The 18783-nt window shown below is 47.7% G+C and carries 18 protein-coding genes and 1 pseudogene; 11 read left to right on the top strand and 8 right to left on the bottom strand.

Annotated elements, in window-relative coordinates:
• Positions 1–98 precede the first annotated feature (98 nt).
• From ACMHKJ_RS02120 to ACMHKJ_RS02110, 3 genes are all read left to right on the top strand, one after another.
• The gene (locus ACMHKJ_RS02120) at positions 99–551 is read left to right on the top strand and encodes a GNAT family N-acetyltransferase (RefSeq protein ID WP_413491828.1); all 453 of its coding nucleotides are present in this window, start codon (positions 99–101) and stop codon (positions 549–551) included.
• A 13-nt stretch (positions 552–564) separates the two neighbouring features.
• Positions 565–972 (top strand): hypothetical protein, encoded by a 408-nt coding sequence (locus ACMHKJ_RS02115; protein ID WP_413491827.1) that lies wholly within the window; start codon positions 565–567, stop codon positions 970–972.
• 88 nt (positions 973–1060) lie between these two features.
• The gene (locus ACMHKJ_RS02110) at positions 1061–1690 is read left to right on the top strand and encodes a rhomboid family intramembrane serine protease (protein WP_413491826.1); all 630 of its coding nucleotides are present in this window, start codon (positions 1061–1063) and stop codon (positions 1688–1690) included.
• A 120-nt stretch (positions 1691–1810) separates the two neighbouring features.
• Here ACMHKJ_RS02110 and ACMHKJ_RS02105 read toward each other — a convergent pair whose 3' ends face one another.
• Together ACMHKJ_RS02105 and ACMHKJ_RS02100 are read right to left on the bottom strand one after the other, a co-directional pair.
• Entirely contained in the window at positions 1811–2248 is a 438-nt protein-coding gene (locus tag ACMHKJ_RS02105) for a LysR family substrate-binding domain-containing protein (RefSeq protein ID WP_413491825.1), read from the bottom strand.
• A gap of 60 nt (positions 2249–2308) precedes the next feature.
• Positions 2309–2524, bottom strand: a complete 216-nt coding sequence (locus ACMHKJ_RS02100; protein ID WP_413491824.1) for a LysR family transcriptional regulator — start codon at positions 2522–2524, stop codon at positions 2309–2311.
• Between the two features lie 71 nt (positions 2525–2595).
• On the opposite strand from ACMHKJ_RS02100, the pseudogene ACMHKJ_RS02095 reads away from it, so the two are divergent.
• Positions 2596–3016: pseudogene (locus tag ACMHKJ_RS02095) on the top strand (SMP-30/gluconolactonase/LRE family protein).
• A gap of 56 nt (positions 3017–3072) precedes the next feature.
• Here ACMHKJ_RS02095 and ACMHKJ_RS02090 read toward each other — a convergent pair.
• A complete protein-coding gene (locus tag ACMHKJ_RS02090; RefSeq protein WP_067362395.1) occupies positions 3073–3534 on the bottom strand; it encodes a YehS family protein in 462 nt (153 codons plus the stop codon).
• 141 nt (positions 3535–3675) lie between these two features.
• Here ACMHKJ_RS02090 and ACMHKJ_RS02085 point away from each other — a divergent pair, with 141 nt between their 5' ends.
• The 7 genes from ACMHKJ_RS02085 to nemA all read left to right on the top strand — a co-directional run bounded on the left by ACMHKJ_RS02085 (position 3676) and on the right by nemA (position 11025).
• Positions 3676–5076 (top strand): amidohydrolase, encoded by a 1401-nt coding sequence (locus tag ACMHKJ_RS02085; RefSeq protein WP_413491822.1) that lies wholly within the window; start codon positions 3676–3678, stop codon positions 5074–5076.
• Entirely contained in the window at positions 5073–5903 is an 831-nt protein-coding gene (locus ACMHKJ_RS02080; protein WP_413491821.1) for an HAD family hydrolase, read from the top strand. Before ACMHKJ_RS02085 ends, ACMHKJ_RS02080 begins: the two co-directional genes overlap by 4 nt.
• Before the next feature lie 66 nt (positions 5904–5969).
• Complete coding sequence (locus tag ACMHKJ_RS02075) at positions 5970–6806, top strand: hypothetical protein (protein ID WP_413491820.1); 837 nt, start codon at positions 5970–5972, stop codon at positions 6804–6806.
• Between the two features lie 41 nt (positions 6807–6847).
• Positions 6848–7777, top strand: coding sequence for a Dyp-type peroxidase (locus tag ACMHKJ_RS02070; protein ID WP_413491819.1), 930 nt, complete (start codon positions 6848–6850; stop codon positions 7775–7777).
• 101 nt (positions 7778–7878) lie between these two features.
• Positions 7879–9231: a molecular chaperone gene (gene yegD / locus ACMHKJ_RS02065; protein ID WP_413491818.1), complete on the top strand. Its 1353-nt coding sequence runs from the start codon at positions 7879–7881 to the stop codon at positions 9229–9231.
• Between the two features lie 37 nt (positions 9232–9268).
• On the top strand, positions 9269–9868 hold the full coding sequence (locus ACMHKJ_RS02060; protein WP_413491817.1) for a TetR/AcrR family transcriptional regulator: 600 nt from the start codon (positions 9269–9271) through the stop codon (positions 9866–9868).
• 53 nt (positions 9869–9921) lie between these two features.
• A complete protein-coding gene (nemA, locus tag ACMHKJ_RS02055; RefSeq protein WP_413491816.1) occupies positions 9922–11025 on the top strand; it encodes an alkene reductase in 1104 nt (367 codons plus the stop codon).
• Positions 11026–11075: 50 nt separating this feature from the next.
• On the opposite strand, the gene ACMHKJ_RS02050 is transcribed toward nemA, so the two are convergent.
• The 5 genes from ACMHKJ_RS02050 to ACMHKJ_RS02030 form a co-directional block, all read right to left on the bottom strand.
• A complete protein-coding gene (locus ACMHKJ_RS02050; protein ID WP_413491814.1) occupies positions 11076–11822 on the bottom strand; it encodes an ABC transporter ATP-binding protein in 747 nt (248 codons plus the stop codon).
• Positions 11819–12802, bottom strand: a complete 984-nt coding sequence (locus ACMHKJ_RS02045) for a FecCD family ABC transporter permease (protein WP_413491813.1) — start codon at positions 12800–12802, stop codon at positions 11819–11821. Before ACMHKJ_RS02045 ends, ACMHKJ_RS02050 begins: the two co-directional genes overlap by 4 nt.
• The gene (locus ACMHKJ_RS02040; RefSeq protein WP_413491812.1) at positions 12799–13710 is read right to left on the bottom strand and encodes an ABC transporter substrate-binding protein; all 912 of its coding nucleotides are present in this window, start codon (positions 13708–13710) and stop codon (positions 12799–12801) included. The genes ACMHKJ_RS02045 and ACMHKJ_RS02040 overlap by 4 nt, the downstream gene beginning before the upstream one ends.
• Positions 13711–13785: 75 nt before the next feature.
• Positions 13786–15933 (bottom strand): TonB-dependent receptor, encoded by a 2148-nt coding sequence (locus ACMHKJ_RS02035; RefSeq protein ID WP_413491811.1) that lies wholly within the window; start codon positions 15931–15933, stop codon positions 13786–13788.
• A 334-nt stretch (positions 15934–16267) separates the two neighbouring features.
• Entirely contained in the window at positions 16268–18754 is a 2487-nt protein-coding gene (locus tag ACMHKJ_RS02030) for a heavy metal translocating P-type ATPase (protein WP_413491810.1), read from the bottom strand.
• Positions 18755–18783: the final 29 nt, after the last annotated feature.

Here is an 18783-nt window from a genome sequence, read left to right as displayed (position 1 = left end):
ATTCAGGATGCAGGCAACTAACCTGCGGTTTGACGGAATACGGGTATATAAAGCTGGCTTTTCTTTGCAGGTTGAATACCCAGAGGAATAATAAGAAAATGAAGCGCGTTCTGACCTGGCAATACCAGCAATATACAGTTACGACAGATACTAAACTGTTTGATATTGACGCTATTCATCAGTATCTGACCCGTTCATCCTGGGCGGAAGGCATTGATATTGATACAGTAAAACAAAGCATTAATAACAGCCTGTGTTTCGGGCTTTTTAACGGAGATATCCAAATCGGTTTTGCCCGTGTCATTACTGACGGGGTGACATTCGGCTATCTTTGTGATGTTTATGTCCTTGAGGAGTGGCAGCATCAGCAGTTAGGGCGCTTCCTTATGGAGTGCTGCCAGTCTCATCCGGTTATGACGCGTCTGCGGCGGATTATGTTAGTGACATCGACTGCGCCGTGGCTGTATGAAAAAATGGGCTATAGCCCGGTTAACTGTGAAAATTTTGTCTGGCAGATTGTCAGGCCGGATATCTACCGGCAACGCGGATAGGTGACATAGTTATATGAATGAAATTACATTATATCCTGCCTCGGTATTGACGTTTTTTGTTGCGCTGCTTCATTTCGGCTGCTTATTTTGGGGGGCCGCCGGTTACCGCTTTCTTGGTGCAGGAGAGCGGATTGTCAGGCTGGCAGAAGAAGGGCGTTGGTATCCGCATGTTATGGCAGTCAGTGTCGGGGTTGTGCTGACGATTGTTTCCGTTTACGCCCTTGTTACTGCCGCAGGTCTTGCGGCGCTGCCGTTTGCACAGGGTGTGCTTACCGCTGCGGCCGGGGTCTTTTTGTTGCGGGCGCTGGCGTTTCCGCTGATAAAATCCCGCTTCAAAGGAAACAGCGACCGTTTCTGGTATATCAGCTCATTTTGCAGCCTGATACTTGGCTGCTTGTTTGCCGCTGGCGTATGGCGCTGAGTGTCATAAGGAAAATCAATATCCCGGTGGAACCGCCGGAAAATTCCGCTATAGTGAGGTAGTTTTATTTACCCACCGGACAGGAATAATGACGAACCCGACAGTAAACAGTAATAATGAAAAGTCCGGCACTGCCGGCGGATTAAAAACCGGGCTGAAAAATGGTCTCTATTTTGTGCTGTTTTTAATCGGCATTCAGTTACTGACCGCGATCACCGGTGGTGCAGTGACTGCGCTGGGGATTGAGCCGCGTACCATTAACGGGCTGTTTGGTATCTTGCTTGCACCCTTTATTCACAGCAGTTGGGGACATTTGTTCAGCAATCTGCCACCGTTATTAATTTTAAGTGTTCTGCTGATGCTGCCGTCATTTAAGCACTATGTGAAAGCATCTGCGTTTATTATTATTGTCGGCGGGTTACTGGTCTGGTTATTTGGCAGAAATGCTGTACATGTGGGTGCCAGCGGGTGGATTTTCGGTCTGTGGGCGTTACTGATTTATCAGGGGATTTTTCGTCGTAAACCGCTGGATATTCTGATTGGCATTGCCGTGCTGTTTTATTACGGCGGAATGATAACAGGTTTGTTTCCCGGGGAGCAATATGTCTCTGTGGAATCCCATATCAGTGGTGCGGTTGCCGGTATTTTATTCGGCTGGATCCAATACAGAAAACGTAAACCCGCGGTAAAAGCCAGCGCAGAGCAGAGCGGGAAGTAAAATTTCAAATCAGAAGATTAAATCTGAACAGGCTATATGTCCGTATTTTCTGCAATACGGACAAATGCCTGCCCGGATGGTGATAATTCACGAAATCCCAGCATTAATGCAAATTCAGTTTCATGCCCGCCCAACCGCACCCGCAGCAACCAGCGAAAGCACAGCATGCATGCTGTGAGCCTCCTGAGCAACCACAGGAACAAACCCCGCCTGAATACAGAGCTGAAACACTTTCAGATGAAAGCTGCGACCCTCATCTGCCGGCCAGAGTATAAAGGGTAAATCAGAGAGTTGGCTCAGTGTCACGTCCGTGTGCGTATTTAGCGGATGCGCTTTGGGTAAGGCGATACATAACCTGTCAGTATCAAACGATTTTTGCACAATATCATCCGCATTTGTCAGTGGCGGAATAATAATACTGATATCTAACTCATCACTGCGTATGGCATCAATTTGCGCCGCCGTTGTGGCTTCCCGCAATTCCAGGCGGATCCCCGGATGCAATAATCTGAATTGCTGAATGATATCCGGTAGCCGCCCGTAAAGCGCACTGCCCACATAGCCCAGCCGGATAAACCCGGTGCGTCCGCAGGCGAGATCCTGCGTTGATGTAATTGCCTATTCTGCCTGTTTTATAACGGCGCGAGCCTGATGCAAAAAGTGTTTCCCCGCAACAGTTAAACCGGATATCCGGTTGTTACGTTCAATTAAAACAACATTCATATCCTCTTCCAGCTTACGGATAGCATTTGTCAGCGGGGGCTGGGACATATTTAATTTTTGTGCTGCGCGATGAAAATTAAGCTCTTCGGCAACGACAATAAATTGCGCCATTGCACGTAAGGTAATCCTATCTTTCAGCAGCACCGCACCAGCATGCCGATTTTCAGTTAAATGATGCAAAAATGGATGCCACAGGGCGTTTGTGGTGCGGATTAATCAATAAAAACCTGAATGTGGACTCCGGTTATCTTTACTGTATAGATCCCGATGGGATATTACACTCTCTCAGACGGAACACTCAGTCACAAACGTGTCTTTTACCGTTTTACCCCCGTGCAGGGCAAACCAGACGGATTAACTGTGGGATCTGATGGTTATCTGCTGAGTGTTCTTTTTGACGGGAGTGCAGTCGCCCGGATTTCACCCTGCGGACAGCGTGTACAGTTTATTGATCTGCCTGTTCCGCGTCTGACAAGCTGTTGTTTTGATGAAGATGAACACTATTTATATGTGACGAGTGCGCGCATCGGGCTGACACCGCAGATGCTCAGCGCATTTCCGTTATCAGGCAGCGTATTGCGGATTGATATGGCGGGGTATTGAGACGATATTAAGAATAATCACCGGGTGATAACACCCGGTATCAGGCAGGAGTCAAATCAGCCGCGCAGGCGGACTGTCAGTCCTTTCAGGAAATAACGCAGCAGTTGATCACCGCAGTTGCGGTAATTTTTATGATCCGGGTTACGGAACAGGGCGCTTAATTCCGGTTTTGACACAGTGAAATCAGCATTCTTATAAATTTCCTGCAAATCCGCATCTTTCAATTCGAAAGCGACGCGCAGTTTTTTCAGCATAATATTGTTGGTGAGCCGCGCATCAATTACCGGGTCCGGGCGGCTGTCATCTTTTCCGCGACGGAAAGAAATCAGTCCGTTAAGAAAATGCCCCATCGCATTATCATTAATCTCCTGATAATCCGCATCATCTTCTTTTTTCAGCCACGCGGTCATTTCTGCCTGCGTTACAGTCAGTCCACCCAGTGCGGTGACTTCAGTCATTTTGATATCAGACAGATCCAGCATGTAACGGACACTGCGCAGAACATAGTTATTTAACATAAATTGGGTTTATCCATTGGGATACAGTTGAAAACCCCGTTATGGTAGTGATTATCGTCCGGGTTTTCAATGAAATCTGCGGATTGGAAGTACATAAGAGGCAATGGTATATTGGTTTTTTCAGCCCCGCTTGAGGTTTTTATGTCATTATCCCGCTCTGCCTGTGTTGTAACCCTGCTTGCCGCCGCCTGTTCTGTTTATGCCACCACGCCCGCTGACCTGATGATCACCGACGGAACGGTTCTGACGATGAATCCGGAAAATCAGGTCATTGAACACGGCACGGTGGTAATTAGTGCCAATAAAATAATTGCGGTCGGCGGTCCGGAACTGGCGGATAAATATCAGGCAAAAAAAATCCTCAATGCAGAGGGCGATATTGTCATGCCGGGTCTTATCAATACCCACACTCACGGGTCGATGACGGTTTTTCGCTCCCTCGGGGATGATGTTCCTGATCGTCTGCACCGCTATATTTTTCCGCTGGAAAATAAATTAGTTTCCCGTGACATGGTGCGGATTGGTGCGAATCTGGCCAATATTGAAATGATTAAAGGCGGCGTAACAACGTACGTCGATATGTATTATTTTGAGGATGAAGTCGCTAAAACAGTAGATAAAATCGGTCTGCGGGCAGTTCTGGGTGAAACCATCATTAATTTCCCGGTTGCAGATGCCAAAAATGCCGATGAAGGCATTGCTTATGCGGTCGGCTTCATTAAGGAATATAAAAATCACCCGCGTATTACACCTGCCTTTGCGCCACATGCACCTTATACCAATACTACAGAAAACTTACAGAAAATCGCGGCATTGTCTCTGGAACTGGATGTGCCGGTAATCACGCATCTGGCGGAAACCGATCGCGAAAAAGAAGAGATTGCCAAACGCACCGGTGGTAAAAGCCCGGTTCAGTATATGGCGGATATCGGCGTACTGAATCATAAGTTACTGGCAGCGCACGTTATTATGGCGGATGATAAAGATCTGGCGTTGTTGAAGCAATATGATGTCGGGGTGGCGCATAATATCAGTGCCAATACCAAATCCGCCAAAGGGGTTGCGCCGGTAACCGCCATGCTGGAGAAAGGAATACGCGTCGGACTGGGAACGGATGGGCCTATGTCATCTAACACACTGACCACGATGAATGAACTCGGGCTGGTGGGTAAAATCCACAAGCTGGAAACCAAAAACCGCGCAGCAATGCCGCCACTGACGGTGGTTGAAATGGCGACAATGGGCTCAGCCCGCGCACTGCATATGGAAGATAAACTTGGCTCGCTGGAACCGGGCAAGCTGGCAGATATCATTGTGGTGGATACTAAAGCGCCGAATATGGTTCCGATGTATAACGCGTATGCCGCACTGGTATACGGCGCAAACGGGGCGAATGTCCGCCACACCATTGTGGACGGTACCATTTTGATGGAAGACCGCAAATTGCTGACCGCAGATGAAGCATCCATTATTAAGGACGCACAGGTTTTTGCCGACAAAGTCCGCGAAACCGTGCTGGCATCAGGGGAAGAGGTGAAATGACCGAAAAATTAAAGTGCGCGCTGATTTATGATTTTGACGGCACACTAGCCGAAGGCGATTGCCCGGAGCACGGATTAATGCCCGCGCTGGGCGTTAGTGATTTTCCGTCATTCTGGCGTGAAGTGAAAGCACTCGCCAAAGAAGACGATGGTGATGAAATCCTGTCCTATATGGGAACGCTGGCGGCAAAGGCTAATGCAACACACTCAGATGAACTGAGTGTTGAAAACCTGATGAAACACGGAAAAACCATTCCGTTATTTCCCGGTGTGAATGCCTGGTTTACCAGGATTAATAAGTGGGCTCAGGAGCATAATTTACTGCTGGAGCACTATATTCTCTCCAGCGGGCTGGATGCCATGATCCGCGGCACAGCTATCGGCAACGAATTCCGGGATATCTACGCCTGTAAATATCACTATTCCCCGGACGGAAAAAAAGCTCTGTGGCCCGCTCAGGCGATCAATTACACCACTAAAACTCAGTTTTTATTCCGCATCAACAAAGGAATACATAATTCCTGGGATAACGCAGCGGTGAATGAATTTATCGAGCAGGAAGCGCGTGATATTCAGTTTCGTCATATGATCTATTTCGGTGACGGGGATACGGATATTCCGGCGATGAAAATGATCCGTTTTCAGGGTGGTTTTTCATTAGCGGTATTTGATCAGAAAAAATGGGGTAATCCGGAGACCCAGCAGAAAGTGGGTAAACTGATCGCGGAGGAGCGGGCGAATTATGTGGTACCTGCCAGTTATGAAGAGGGCAGCCAGTTGGATGTTACCGTAAAGGGATTATTGCAGTTGTTCAGCCGCAAGCGGTAACATTCACTCAATCCGCCATCTCCGGAAATAGGGTGGCGGATATTTAAAAAACACAGGGAGTTGTGTATGAAAACTATTTTGCGTGTATTCAGCGGTTTTTTATTTACCGCATTGTCTGTTCAGACCGCAAACGCGGATATTACAGTACCTATTATATATGTTGAAAATGCCATTCCTGCGATATCGCTGACTGTTAACGACACTCAGATTACTAAATTATCCATTGATACCGGTGCACCCGGCGGCTTATATCTGTTACCGCCGGTGTTTGAACGGGTTTTATCTGTGCAGGAAAATGAAACAAAAGAAACTCAGTCCGCCATTGATATATTCGGGGGGCAGCATTCAACTGAATTTATCCGCAACGCGACAGTAACTGTGAATGGGGAAAGTGTCTCCGGCACAGATATTTTTGTGTTTAATCCGTGGGGAGCGGGAATGGCGACAGCAGATGGACGCCTGCTTATTGATGGTGTGCTCGGGCTGGGCGTAGTAAATAAAAACCGGTCTCTGATTATTAATTTTGCGGCAAAACAACTGACAATCGCAAACAATCCGGCGGCGCGCCCTGAGGGTTATCGCTGGCAAACTATTGACTTTACACATTCAGATCAGGGAATAGTGATTAAGGTGCGTGGTGAAAATAATAATTCTTACCGGATGATGATTGATACCGGCGCAAGTCACACTGTGTTGTTTAACCGGAACGGTAAAGGCTGCGCGACACCGTCTTTATCCTGCCCGCGGGAAACCATTATTACCCCGGATGCCGTTACACTCTCAGCGCTGTTATTTCAGATCAGTGACAGCCGGATAAATTATGACGGATTGCTGGGCAATGATTATCTGTCCGATAAAGTGTTGTTTATTTCAGCAGACACCCTGTTAATTGGTGTACGATAACAGAAGGTCGAATAATCAATAACTGAAGAAACGGAGATAATATGAAATACCAGGATGTGACTGACCAGCCCGGCGAAAATGCGTATTTCCTTGTTTTTAATCTGACAGAAAATTCACAGACACGGGATAAAGTGGTTACACTGTGTAATAATTTATCAGGTATACTGCGCAGTATGCGGACCCGTTATCCTGCACTGGAAGTCAGTTGTGTCGCAGGGTTCGGTGCGGATGCCTGGTCACGGTTATTTTCTGATGCAGGAAAACCCCGCGAACTGAATACATTTAAAGAAATAAAGGGCGCACATTTTACGGCGGTATCCACTCCCGGTGATATCTTCTTTCATATCCGGGCATTGAATGTCTCTGCCTGTTATGAACTGGGATCTGTTATCAGTCAGGCATTAAGCGGGGCGGTGACCTGTGAGGATGAAGTTCACGGGTTCCGTTATATGGACGGACGCGCCATTATTGGTTTTGTTGACGGCACAGAAAACCCGGCATTTGAAGATGAACGCGCTGAATATTCGGTTATCGGTGATGAAGACCCGGCATTTACCGGGGGCAGCTATGCGTTTGTGCAAAAATATATTCATGATATGAGTGCCTGGCAAAATCAGAGCACGGAATATCAGGAAAAAGTCATCGGACGTCATAAATTTAATGATGTTGAACTGACGGATGACCAAAAAATACCGGGCTCCCATAATGTGGTCACCAATATTCAGGATGCAAATGGAAATGACCTGAAAATTGTCCGCGCGAATATGCCGTTTTCCAATCCGGCAAAAGATGAATACGGAACGTATTTTATCGGCTACGCGCGTTATTTCTCCACTACACGGCGTATGCTGGAAAATATGTTTGCAGGCACAGAAAGCGGCGCAAGCGATGAATTACTGAAATTCAGTACCGCGGTTACCGGCACACTGTTTTTTATTCCGCCGTCTGCACTGCTGGATGATATTGAATAGCGAAAGCCTGTTATGTAACGGGTTTTTCGGTGGTGTTTTTACGCAACCTGATGTAAAGTTGCCGGCTTTTTTCCGGTACGAAATAACTATTGGGTGGCGGTATGTTTATTGGTTTTGATTACGGAACATCAAATTGCTCTGTTGCAGTCATGAAAGAGGGTGTTCCGGTACTTTTACCGCTGGAAGGCGACAATGTGTATATTCCTTCAACACTGTGTGCGCCTACCCGTGATTCGGTTTCTGAACATTTATTCCGCCACCGGGATATTTTACCGTCAGATAAAACCGGTGAACAAATATTGCGCAAAGCCATTGCGGCGAACCGGGAAGAGAGTATTGATCTGGAGCCGGAAGATATTGTTTTCGGGCAGGCAGCCCTGGAATTATACCTTAATGACCCGCGCGATGTGTATTACGTCAAATCCCCGAAATCCTTTCTGGGCGCGTCCGGGTTGCATGAAGTGCAGATCAGTTTTTTTGAGGATTTAGTCTGCGCCATGATGGCGAATATTAAACATCAGGCTGAAAAATCGACACAAAACACCATCACACAAGCAGTGATCGGTCGTCCGGTTAACTTCCACGGACTTGGCGGCGAAACGGCAAACCAGCAGGCGGAAGCAATTTTACTGCGTGCCGCAAAACGATCCGGCTTTAATGATGTTACCTTCCAGTTTGAGCCGGTTGCGGCGGGGCTGGAATATGAAGCCTCACTCGACAAAGACCAGACTGTGCTGGTGGTTGATATCGGCGGCGGTACAACCGACTGCTCATTAATCCGCATGGGGCCGGGATACCGCGGACAGGTAGATCGCACTGAAACACTGCTTGCGCACAGCGGTCAGCGCATCGGTGGGAATGACCTGGATATTTATCTGGCGTTCAAAAAACTGATGCCGTTATTCGGGATGAGTACCCGCGCATCATCCGGTATCGAAATGCCGCTGATGCAATTCTGGAACCCGATCGCCATTAATAATGTGGAAGCTCAGCGGGAATTCTATTCACGACCTAATCTGGCAGCATTACAACAGCTTAGACGTGATGCGGCAGAGCCGGAAAAACTGCTGCGTCTGCTGGAAGTGTATAACGAAAGTCTGGGTTACAGTATTGTCCGGCGTGCGGAAGAAGCTAAAATCGCGCTTTCATCCTTCCCTCAATACCGGGCGGGCATCCGGCTTCTCAGTGAAGTGCTGGAAGTGGAGATCGCAGCTCAGGAAATGGAAGACGCGATTTCATCCCCGAAAGATAAAATGATTGCGCTGGTTAATGATGCTGTGCAGCAGGGCGGTGTTACACCGGACACCATTTTTATTACCGGCGGAACAGGGCGTTCACCGGTATTGTGCCGATCGATTGAACAGCAGTTACCGGGGATCCCGGTGGTCAGAGGGAATGATTTCGGCTCTGTTACTGCCGGTCTGGCACGCTGGGGTGAAATTTGTTTCAAATAAACTTGCAACAGACCGATCGGTCTATTACAGTATTTGCATGAACAGACAGACTGACCATGATACACGTGAACACCTTTTAGCTACCGGCGAACAGCTTTGCCTGCACCGGGGGTTTACCGGAATGGGGCTGAGTGAATTACTCAGAACCGCAGAAGTGCCGAAAGGATCGTTTTATCATTATTTCCGCTCAAAAGAGGCATTCGGCGTTGCTATGCTGGAGCGCTATTATGCAGATTATCTCACGCGCTTAGCCGATCATTTTGAGCGCGGGGAAGGGAGTTACCGGGGGCGTTTTCTCGCCTATTACGGGGAAATGCTGAAAAACGCCTGTCAGCACAGCCGGATCCACGGGTGCCTGACTGTGAAGTTATCTGCGGAAGTCTGTGATTTATCAGAAGATATGAATGCCGCTATGGATAACGGGGTCAGCAGGGTCATTGCTCTGCTGGCGCAGGCGCTGGAAAACGGGCATGATGAAAAATCGCTCGTTTTCAGTGGCAGTTCTCTTGCAACCGCACAGGTTTTATATTCCCTGTGGCTGGGGGCGAACTTACAGGCCAAGATTTCCCGCAGTGCTGTCCCGCTGGAAAGCGCGCTGGCTCATGTGAATGTATTGCTTACAGCGCCGGATGTATAAGCGGCGTTTTTATTTACCTTATAACTAGTCGACTGGTCTAATCCGGAGATATTATGTCACAAGAAAAATTATTCACCCCGCTGAAAGTGGGCACATTTACTGCCCCAAACCGTATTTTTATGGCACCGCTTACCCGCCTGCGCAGTATTGAGCCGGGTGATATCCCGACGCCACTGATGGTTGAGTATTATCGCCAGCGCGCCAGCGCCGGGTTGATTATCTCAGAAGCGACACAAATTTCAGCACAGGCAAAAGGCTACGCCGGGGCGCCGGGACTGCACAGTCCGGAGCAGGTCGCGGCATGGAAAAAAATTACTGCCGGTGTTCATGATGCAGGCGGCCATATTGCCGTTCAGTTGTGGCATACCGGGCGGATTTCACACTCCAGTATTCAACCCGGCGGGCAGGCGCCTGTCGCGCCATCGGCTATCAGTGCAGAAACCCGCACATCACTGCGTGATGAAAACGGTCGGGCTGTCCGGGTTGATACTTCAATGCCGCGCGCATTGGAAACAGCTGAAATCCCGGGAATTGTGAATGATTTCCGCCACGCGGTGGCAAATGCGCGTGAAGCCGGTTTTGATATGGCGGAACTGCATTCCGCTCATGGTTATCTGCTGCATCAGTTTCTGTCACCGGATGCCAATCACCGGACTGATCAGTACGGCGGCAGCGTAGAAAACCGCGCCCGCCTTGTACTGGATGTGGTTGATGCAGTTTGTGATGAGTGGGCGCCGGAGCGAATAGGGATCCGCCTCTCGCCAATCGGCACTTTCCAGAATATGACAAATGGCCCGGATGAAGAAGCTGACGCGCTGTATCTTATTGAACAGCTGGATAAACGTGGCATTGCGTATCTGCATCTGTCAGAGCCGGACTGGGCAGGCGGTAAACCGTACAGTGAAGAATTCCGCCGGAAAGTGCGCGCGCGTTTCCGTGGTGTGATTATCGGTGCCGGTGCTTATACAACGGAAAAAGCAGAAGATTTAATCGAAAAAGGGCTTATTGATGCCGTTGCTTTCGGTCGTGATTATATTTCTAATCCGGATCTGGTCGCGCGCCTGCAACAAAAAGCGGCGCTGAATCCCCAACATCCGGAAACCTTTTACGGCGGCGGTGAGCAGGGGTATACGGATTATCCGTTTCTCATGCAATAAAGTATGAAAAGTTGAAAAATAAAAGCGGCGAATTATGCCGCTTTTGTTTTTCAGGGATGCACGATTCTGTCGGCATACACAGTGCAATACCCGTCCATTTCTATTTTTTTAAATCTGACATCAAACACATCACTTAACAGTGGTGAATCAATTAACTCAGCCGATAAACCGAAGTAACGTAATTGCCCCTGAGACAGCAAAATAACAGACTCAAAATAACGAAAAACCATATCCAGTTCATGTAAACACACGATAACTAATTTATCTTTACCCTGCGTGGTTAAATCTTCAATAAGCTGCATCCGGTGTTTGATATCCAGTGCCGCTCCCGGTTCATCAGCAAAAATAACCGGCGGATTACACATCAGCGCCATCGCTGTTAATACCCGGCTTTTTTCACCGCCGGACAGAATATGCCAGTGTTTATTCAGCAGCGGTATTAATTCATATTTCTGACAGACTGTTGATTTAGCTTGTGCCGGGTCTGTTGCCCGCTCTGCGGCAAGTGTAATTAACTCATCCACCTGTTGATCCCAGCAGGGATTAAAACTCTGAGGGATCAGCCCGATTTGCTGTATTCGTGCAGCTCCGCGATACGCCGCTATATTTTTTCCGTTTAATGTGACGGATGAAAATACCTCCCGGTTAAGACCGGATAAGGCATTAATCAGGGTTGATTTACCGGAACCATTCGGACCAATTAAGGCAATGCTGCCTTTATCCGGTAGATTCAGATTATCTATTGAGATAAGCGTTTTTCCCTGTTTGCAGATATGCATATTTTTTACGGTGATCATATTTTCCGCACCCGCTTTGCCAGTAAGTAAATAAAGAAGGGTCCGCCGATAAAGGCAGTAATCAGCCCCAGCGGTATTTCACCGGGCGGCAGTAAACTGCGGGACAGTGCATCAGAAAACATAACCAGCGCCGCACCAATAACAGCGGCTGCCGGTAAAACATATTTATGGCGCGTACCAACCTGCCAGCGTGCAATGTGGGGTGCAATAAGTCCGATAAACCCGACAATTCCCCCTAGTGAAACCGCAACCGCCACAATAGCTGACCCGGCAATTAATGCTAAAACAGTGAACCGTTCAACGGATAAACCAAAACTCATCGCCATTGTTCTGTCGAGCCCCATGAGATCTAACCCGTCAGATAAAACAAAGACAGAAATCAGAATACAGGATGCGGTTAATAACAGGCAGATAAATAAACCTTCCGGTGAAGGCGTTTGTATGCCACCCAGGATCCAGCTGAGAACAACCTGAAGGCTGGTGCTTTCATCAGATAATGCCATCATCATAAAAGAACGGGCTGCATTTAATACTGCGCTGACGGCAACGCCGGTTAGTAATAATGTGGCGGTATCCAGTGAACCTGCTATCCGGGAAACAGAGATTACAATAAATATTGCTGCGAGTGCGCCACTGAAGGCAAATAAGGGAAGGGTAATTGCCATCGGTAATGCCATCGGAACTAATAATGCGATGGTTCCGCCAATTGCCGCGCCACCGGATGAGCCTAATAACCAGGGCTCTGCCAGCGGGTTACGGAATACCCCCTGGAATATAGCGCCGCTTAATCCCAGCAATGCACCGGTAAACCCGGCGGTAATCACCCGTGGTAAACGCCACTCAACTAATAACCGGGATGTCAGGTCATCGGCATAAAATAACGCACTAATGACCTTAACCGGGCTTTCCCATGTGTGCCCGGCACAGGTAGAAAAAATAAAAGTAATAATGAGCAGAAATAACAGACTGACGATCTTCACTGTTTTGTGCTCCATTGTTCAAATAGTTCAGACATGTATTCAATACCATCAATAATGCGGGGTCCCGGTATCAGAACAAAGGCACTTTTTACCGGATAAATATCGTTATTTTTTACCGCTTTTATCTGAGACCAGCCCGGTAATGCCAGCAATGACGTCATTTTTTCATCCGCAATGGTATAAAGAATAATATCCGGATCAGCGGCAATAATCGCTTCAGGTGAGACTTGTTTTAACACCGGACCGGCATGTTTATATTCCTCAAGGGCAAGTGTTCCGCCTGCTTTTAAAATTGAATCTGCGGTATAGCCGGGTGTTTTTTTATAAGTCTGAGGTCTGGCAACCAATAATAATCCGTTGCTTATTTGCCCCGTTATCATAATCACGCGGGGGGCATGATAATCCGCTGGTTTGTGCTGTACGTTACTTAACCGTCTTTCCATCTCTGCGGCGATCTGTTCGCCTTTCTCTGTTGTTTTTGTGACTTCTGCGACCAGGCGGATATTACGGATGATTTCATCAATACTGTTACCTTCCAGGACTAATACGGGAATACCAAATTGCCGCAGGGGTATTAACAGCTGATGGGTTGCCTGGCGGGCAGGTGTCATAATCACCAAATCGGGTTTCTGCTCAATAATTCGCTCAAGGGAAAAACCAAGACGTCCGCCGATTAGGGGCTTATTTTTTATTTCATCGGGGAAATAAGTGTATGCATCAATACCGACAATATTATCTGACAGACCCAGGATCGCCGTGATTTCAGTATTTGATGAAAATATCGTCACAATGCGCTGTGGTTTCTCATGCAGTGTAACCGGTGTATATAGTGGAGCAGTTATACTGAAAGCAGGAAGAGCATGGCACAAGGCCATGCTCAGTGTCATAATTAAAAACAGATTTCTCATGATTATACCCTTATTCATTCAAACTCTTCCCTTGCCGCCTGCCTGCATCCTGAATGACGTTGGGTATATTATCTGTTAAAACCGGTAAGACACACCGGCAATAAATGAACGTCCCGGCATAGATGTTCCCAAACTACCATTGGATTTGGACGGCAACATAATATACGGGTCTTCATCCAGTGCAAAAAATACCGGATGTTCATTTTTATTCAGAATATTATCTATACGACCATAAAATGTCAGGGATGAACTGATATCAACATCCGCATGTAAATTCCAGACCATAAAAGGGGATTTACGCATAACATAAGAGGTATAAGGGCGGACTTCAGGAATAATGCCTTCTTCGGTTTTATACCACATTGGTCCGCGCAGAATTCCCTGAAGCTGAATGCTCCACGGATACTGACCATTGGAAAAATACAGGTCATTAATCACGGCGCCCTGATACTGATACATCCGCTGCACTTTTGTACTATTATTGGTTGCGGTTATTTGTGCGCCTTTATCTTCCATATCGAAGTTCCAGCTGCCGTTAAACCGTAATACCCAGTCCCAGTCTGTCTGCCAGTTCATTAATGAATTAACGGCGGTGCGGCTGTTTATTTCCAGCCCGCGCACAACAATATCATTTTCACTGTTTGCATACTGATATACATTCGGTGAAATAACATCGGTTTGTATTCTGTCCTGAATGGTGTTCTGAAACAGAGAGAGATCAACGGAATGGAGAGAATTACCAATAATGGCACCAACTTCAATCTGCCGGTTACTTTCTGCATTCAGTGTGCTGTTGCCTAAATATTGTGCGCCGGACAGGGTTGTATAATCAGCGCCTAATTGTGTTGCGGTCGGGGCGCGGTATCCGGTTGCCAGAGATGATTTCAGGTTCAGCCACTCATTCACCTGATAGTTTGTTCCCAGACTCCAGGTTAATTTATTATATGATGTGCTGCCGGTAAATTGATTATCCAGATGCGGCGTTTTGTCAAAGTCTGTTTTACCATAGGTATAACGCATCCCGCCGCGGATTATCCAGCTGTCATCAAATAAGCTTTGTTTGTCATCAAAATAAAATGCATACAGGTTTTCAGTCTGATTATTATCGTAAGGTGCGGATTGTTTGATTGGTTTTCCGCTCACACTGACCTGATGCCGCTCAGAGCGCAAACGGCTGTGCTCATAATCAACACCTAATAACAGGTCATTCTGTTCATGAATTTTAATGATCGGCTGGAATTTAATACCATAAATATCTAATGCACGGCGGTTATGATCACTGCTGGTTTTTGCCGTTAACGGCGATGCCCATCTGAAATTATCTACATCCTGAATAAAATAAGCATGGGTATCCATGCTGACGATACTGTCATTATTGCCGTTTTTCCAGACCAGATCCGCAGAACGGTTATAACGGGTATCTTTGGCATAAATATTCCCGGTTGATCCGCGAAAACCACCGTCATAAATACCATCTGTCCTCAATGATAAATCGACCAGGTTATTTTCGTCTATTTTCCAGCCTAAATTTCCGCTTAAACCAAACCGTTCCCAGTTTGTATTTTCCTGTTTATGTCCGCCTTTACCTGAATGGTAATCATCCCGGCGACCGGCTTCAAAACCAAAATAGCCGTATATATCGCCATTATCATTTTGAAAACCGTAGCCGCCATAGGTTTGGGCTAATCCCCATGAACCGGTTTCAACTGATAATTTCCCGCCTTCGTCAGTTAATCCGTTTTTCAGGAAAATATTAATTACACCGCCCATTGCCTGTGATCCGTAAATAACAGAAGAGGGACCTCTGATAATTTCAATCCGGCTAACATCTTTAGGCGATAATTTGGATAAATTCGCGGTACCGGCACGGCGTCCGTTTACCAGCACTAAAATCTGACCGGCAAAATCTTTTCCCTGACCATCAGTTGCGGCACCACGGATATTCACAGATGTTTGCCCGGGACTCCATTCACTGAAAAAACCGACACTGTTTTGTGCTAATAAATCCGTCAGGCTGGTTGCGTGAGCGCGCTCTATTTGTTCACTGTCAATAACCTGAGTGGTCACTGTTGATTTGCGTTGCTGCTCTTCACGTCCGGATGCGGTAACGACAATGGTGTCATTTACCGGATCTGATTTGTTGTTATTTTCTGCACCCACTGCTATTTGTGAATACGATATAATTAATGAAAGAAGTGCTATTTTCCTGCCGTTTATTTTCATCTTAAAACTCATTATATTTATTTATGGCGTACCTAAAATATCAACCGGTAATATCCGGAAGGTTTCCCTGTAATAAAGAATATCACCCACAAATGATAGGCATTATCATTCTACAAAAAAACAACAGGCTAAGTTACTAAAAATAAGAGTAAAAATGCGAAGGGTGAGAGCGGTCAAGGTAATTGAAAACAATCTGTTACAATCACGGGCAGGAATTATAAAAAGGTATGAAGATGTATATTTAATCCGCAGGGTATTAACAAAATAAATACATCTGTTTTATAACATTCCGCCGTGCAGATGATTGCACGGCGGAATAACGCATCATAATAAATCAGTTTTTGACGGGAACCTGAAAACGTTTCAGGCGTAACGCATTAGCCAGAACAAAGACACTGGAGAGCGCCATTGCGGCTGCGGCGATCATCGGTGACAGTAATGTTCCGTTGACCGGATACAGCAGACCCGCCGCAACAGGGATGAGCAGGGCGTTATACGCGAATGCCCAGAACAAATTCTGTTTGATATTGCGGATTGTCGCCCGGCTTAATGCAATCGCATCACCAACACCGCGTAAATCACCTGACATCAGAACCACATCAGCAGCTTCAATCGCCACATCGGTTCCTGTTCCGATAGCAAGACCAACATCGGCTTCGGCAAGCGCCGGTGCATCGTTAATACCATCACCGACAAATGCTACTTTTGCGCCATTACTACGGAATTTCTTCAGTGCCGCCACTTTGCCGTCAGGTAAAACTTCCGCCGCCACTTCATCAATACCCAGTTGTTTGGCGATTGCTGCTGCTGTTGCCGCATTGTCACCGGTGATCATCGCCACTTTCAGCCCCAGAGCATGCAGGGTGCGGATAGCTTCCGGTGTTGTGTCTTTAATCGGGTCAGCTACTGCAATAATCGCTGCCAGCTTTCCGTCAATTGCGGCATAAAGCGGACTTTTACCTTGTTCACCAAGACGTTGTGCTTCCGGTAATAAACGGCTGATATCCAGACCCAGCTGCGTCATAAACCGGTCTGCGCCGACAGAAACCGTACGCCCGCCGACATCAGCTGAGACGCCAAAGCCCGGTACGGCGGCGAAATTCCCGATTGGCGCCAGTGTCAGTCCTTTTTCCTCTGCCGCTGCCACAATCGCTTCCGCAATCGGGTGTTCTGATCGGGTTTCAATGGCTGCAACCAGGGCGAGCACTTCATTGTATTCAAATCCGTCTGCCGGCACGAGGTCCGTCAGTTCCGGACGACCTTTGGTCAGGGTGCCGGTTTTATCGAGCGCAACCACACTGACATCACGCAATGCCTGCAATGCTTCCCCTTTACGGAACAAAATTCCCATCTCAGCGGCGCGACCGGTTCCCACCATAATGGATGTCGGTGTCGCCAGTCCCATTGCACACGGGCAGGCAATGATCAGAACAGCCACTGCATTAATCAGCGCGAATGCGAGTGCCGGGTCCGGTCCGACAAATAACCAGATAAGGAAGGTGATTAACGCGCCAACCATAACAGCCGGAACAAACCACATGGTGATTTTATCAACCATCGCCTGGATAGGTAATTTCGAGCCCTGTGCTTCTTCGACTAACCGGATGATTTGCGCTAGTACTGTATTTGCGCCGATTTTAGTGACGCGAAAGCTGAATGCGCCGGTTTTATTAATGGTTCCGCCGACGACTTGCGAGCCGGTTTCTTTTGACACCGGAACCGGTTCCCCGGTGATCATGCTCTCATCGACATAAGAGGTTCCTTCCGTCACTTCACCGTCCACCGGAATTTTTTCCCCGGGGCGCACAAGAACAATATCATCTGTCATTACTTCACTGAGTGCGATTTCAACTGTTTTTCCGTCACGCAATACCCGTGCCGTTTTCGGCTGAAGCCCGACCAGGCGTTTGATTGCCTGTGATGTTTTCCCTTTGGCGCGAGCTTCCAGGGTACGGCCAAGCAGGATCAGTGTCACTATCACAACCGCTGCTTCATAATAAATATTGGCGGTTCCCGCCGGTAAAATCTGCGGAATAAAGGTGGATACAACGGAAAAGAGATACGCTGCTGCGGTGCCCACAGCAACCAATGAGTTCATATCCGGTGCACCGCGCAGCAATGCCGGAAATCCTTTGCGGTAAAAACGCATTCCCGGACCAAATAACACGATGGTCGCGAGCACGAACTGAATATACCAGTTCAGCTGTTGCCCGAGCGTATTTGTAACCCAGCCGTGTACGCCGGGAATAAAGTGGGAGCCCATTTCAATGATAAAAACGGGCAGGGTGAAAACAGCGGCTGTCAGAAGTGCGCGGCGCAATGAACGGTCTTCTTTTTCCCGGCGGATCTCTGCCTGATCATTTGATGTTGAACCGCTGTCAGACAAACGCCGGGCTTTATAGCCCGCTTGTGTAACCGCTGCGTCCAGATCAGCAAATGTTACCGCCGCAGTGTGGCGCACCCGCGCGCGTTCTGTTGCCAGGTTTACGGTTGCTTCAGAGACGCCCGGGACATTTGCCAGCGCTTTTTCAACACGCCCGACGCAGGATGCACAGGTCATTTCTTCAATGGCGAATTCCGTGGTTTCCATTGTGACGTTATAACCTGCGTCTTCAATGGCACGAATAGCCGCCGGCGCATCAATATCACCGGCAAAAGTAATATCTGCCCGTTCAGTTGCCAGGTTAACAATCGCATTATTGACACCCGCAACAGCTTTCAGCGCTTTTTCAACCCGACCGACACAGGATGCGCAGGTCATGCCTTCAACGGATAAGCTCAGCCGTCCGGATGATGAAGATGGGGATGGAGTTGTATTCATGGTTTTTCCCTCTGGAATAAATTGTCTGA

The organism is Morganella psychrotolerans, from assembly GCF_965118875.1.
GTDB lineage: Bacteria > Pseudomonadota > Gammaproteobacteria > Enterobacterales > Enterobacteriaceae > Morganella > Morganella psychrotolerans_C.
Note: the sequence above shows the minus strand (reverse complement) of the source record. Positions and strands in the feature narration are given on the sequence as shown.

What these genes read in the sequence shown, in the direction of transcription:
- ACMHKJ_RS02040 (WP_413491812.1), bottom strand. Translation starts at nt 13,710, where the DNA reads ATGAGAAATCTGTTTTTAATTATGACACTGAGCATGGCCTTGTGCCAT.
- ACMHKJ_RS02085 (WP_413491822.1), top strand. Translation starts at nt 3,676, where the DNA reads ATGTCATTATCCCGCTCTGCCTGTGTTGTAACCCTGCTTGCCGCCGCC.
- ACMHKJ_RS02100 (WP_413491824.1), bottom strand. Translation starts at nt 2,524, where the DNA reads ATGGCGCAATTTATTGTCGTTGCCGAAGAGCTTAATTTTCATCGCGCA.
- ACMHKJ_RS02115 (WP_413491827.1), top strand. Translation starts at nt 565, where the DNA reads ATGAATGAAATTACATTATATCCTGCCTCGGTATTGACGTTTTTTGTT.
- ACMHKJ_RS02050 (WP_413491814.1), bottom strand. Translation starts at nt 11,822, where the DNA reads ATGATCACCGTAAAAAATATGCATATCTGCAAACAGGGAAAAACGCTT.
- ACMHKJ_RS02070 (WP_413491819.1), top strand. Translation starts at nt 6,848, where the DNA reads ATGAAATACCAGGATGTGACTGACCAGCCCGGCGAAAATGCGTATTTC.
- yegD (WP_413491818.1), top strand. Translation starts at nt 7,879, where the DNA reads ATGTTTATTGGTTTTGATTACGGAACATCAAATTGCTCTGTTGCAGTC.
- ACMHKJ_RS02075 (WP_413491820.1), top strand. Translation starts at nt 5,970, where the DNA reads ATGAAAACTATTTTGCGTGTATTCAGCGGTTTTTTATTTACCGCATTG.
- ACMHKJ_RS02035 (WP_413491811.1), bottom strand. Translation starts at nt 15,933, where the DNA reads ATGAAAATAAACGGCAGGAAAATAGCACTTCTTTCATTAATTATATCG.
- ACMHKJ_RS02060 (WP_413491817.1), top strand. Translation starts at nt 9,269, where the DNA reads ATGAACAGACAGACTGACCATGATACACGTGAACACCTTTTAGCTACC.
- ACMHKJ_RS02110 (WP_413491826.1), top strand. Translation starts at nt 1,061, where the DNA reads ATGACGAACCCGACAGTAAACAGTAATAATGAAAAGTCCGGCACTGCC.
- ACMHKJ_RS02030 (WP_413491810.1), bottom strand. Translation starts at nt 18,754, where the DNA reads ATGAATACAACTCCATCCCCATCTTCATCATCCGGACGGCTGAGCTTA.
- ACMHKJ_RS02080 (WP_413491821.1), top strand. Translation starts at nt 5,073, where the DNA reads ATGACCGAAAAATTAAAGTGCGCGCTGATTTATGATTTTGACGGCACA.
- ACMHKJ_RS02120 (WP_413491828.1), top strand. Translation starts at nt 99, where the DNA reads ATGAAGCGCGTTCTGACCTGGCAATACCAGCAATATACAGTTACGACA.
- ACMHKJ_RS02090 (WP_067362395.1), bottom strand. Translation starts at nt 3,534, where the DNA reads ATGTTAAATAACTATGTTCTGCGCAGTGTCCGTTACATGCTGGATCTG.
- nemA (WP_413491816.1), top strand. Translation starts at nt 9,922, where the DNA reads ATGTCACAAGAAAAATTATTCACCCCGCTGAAAGTGGGCACATTTACT.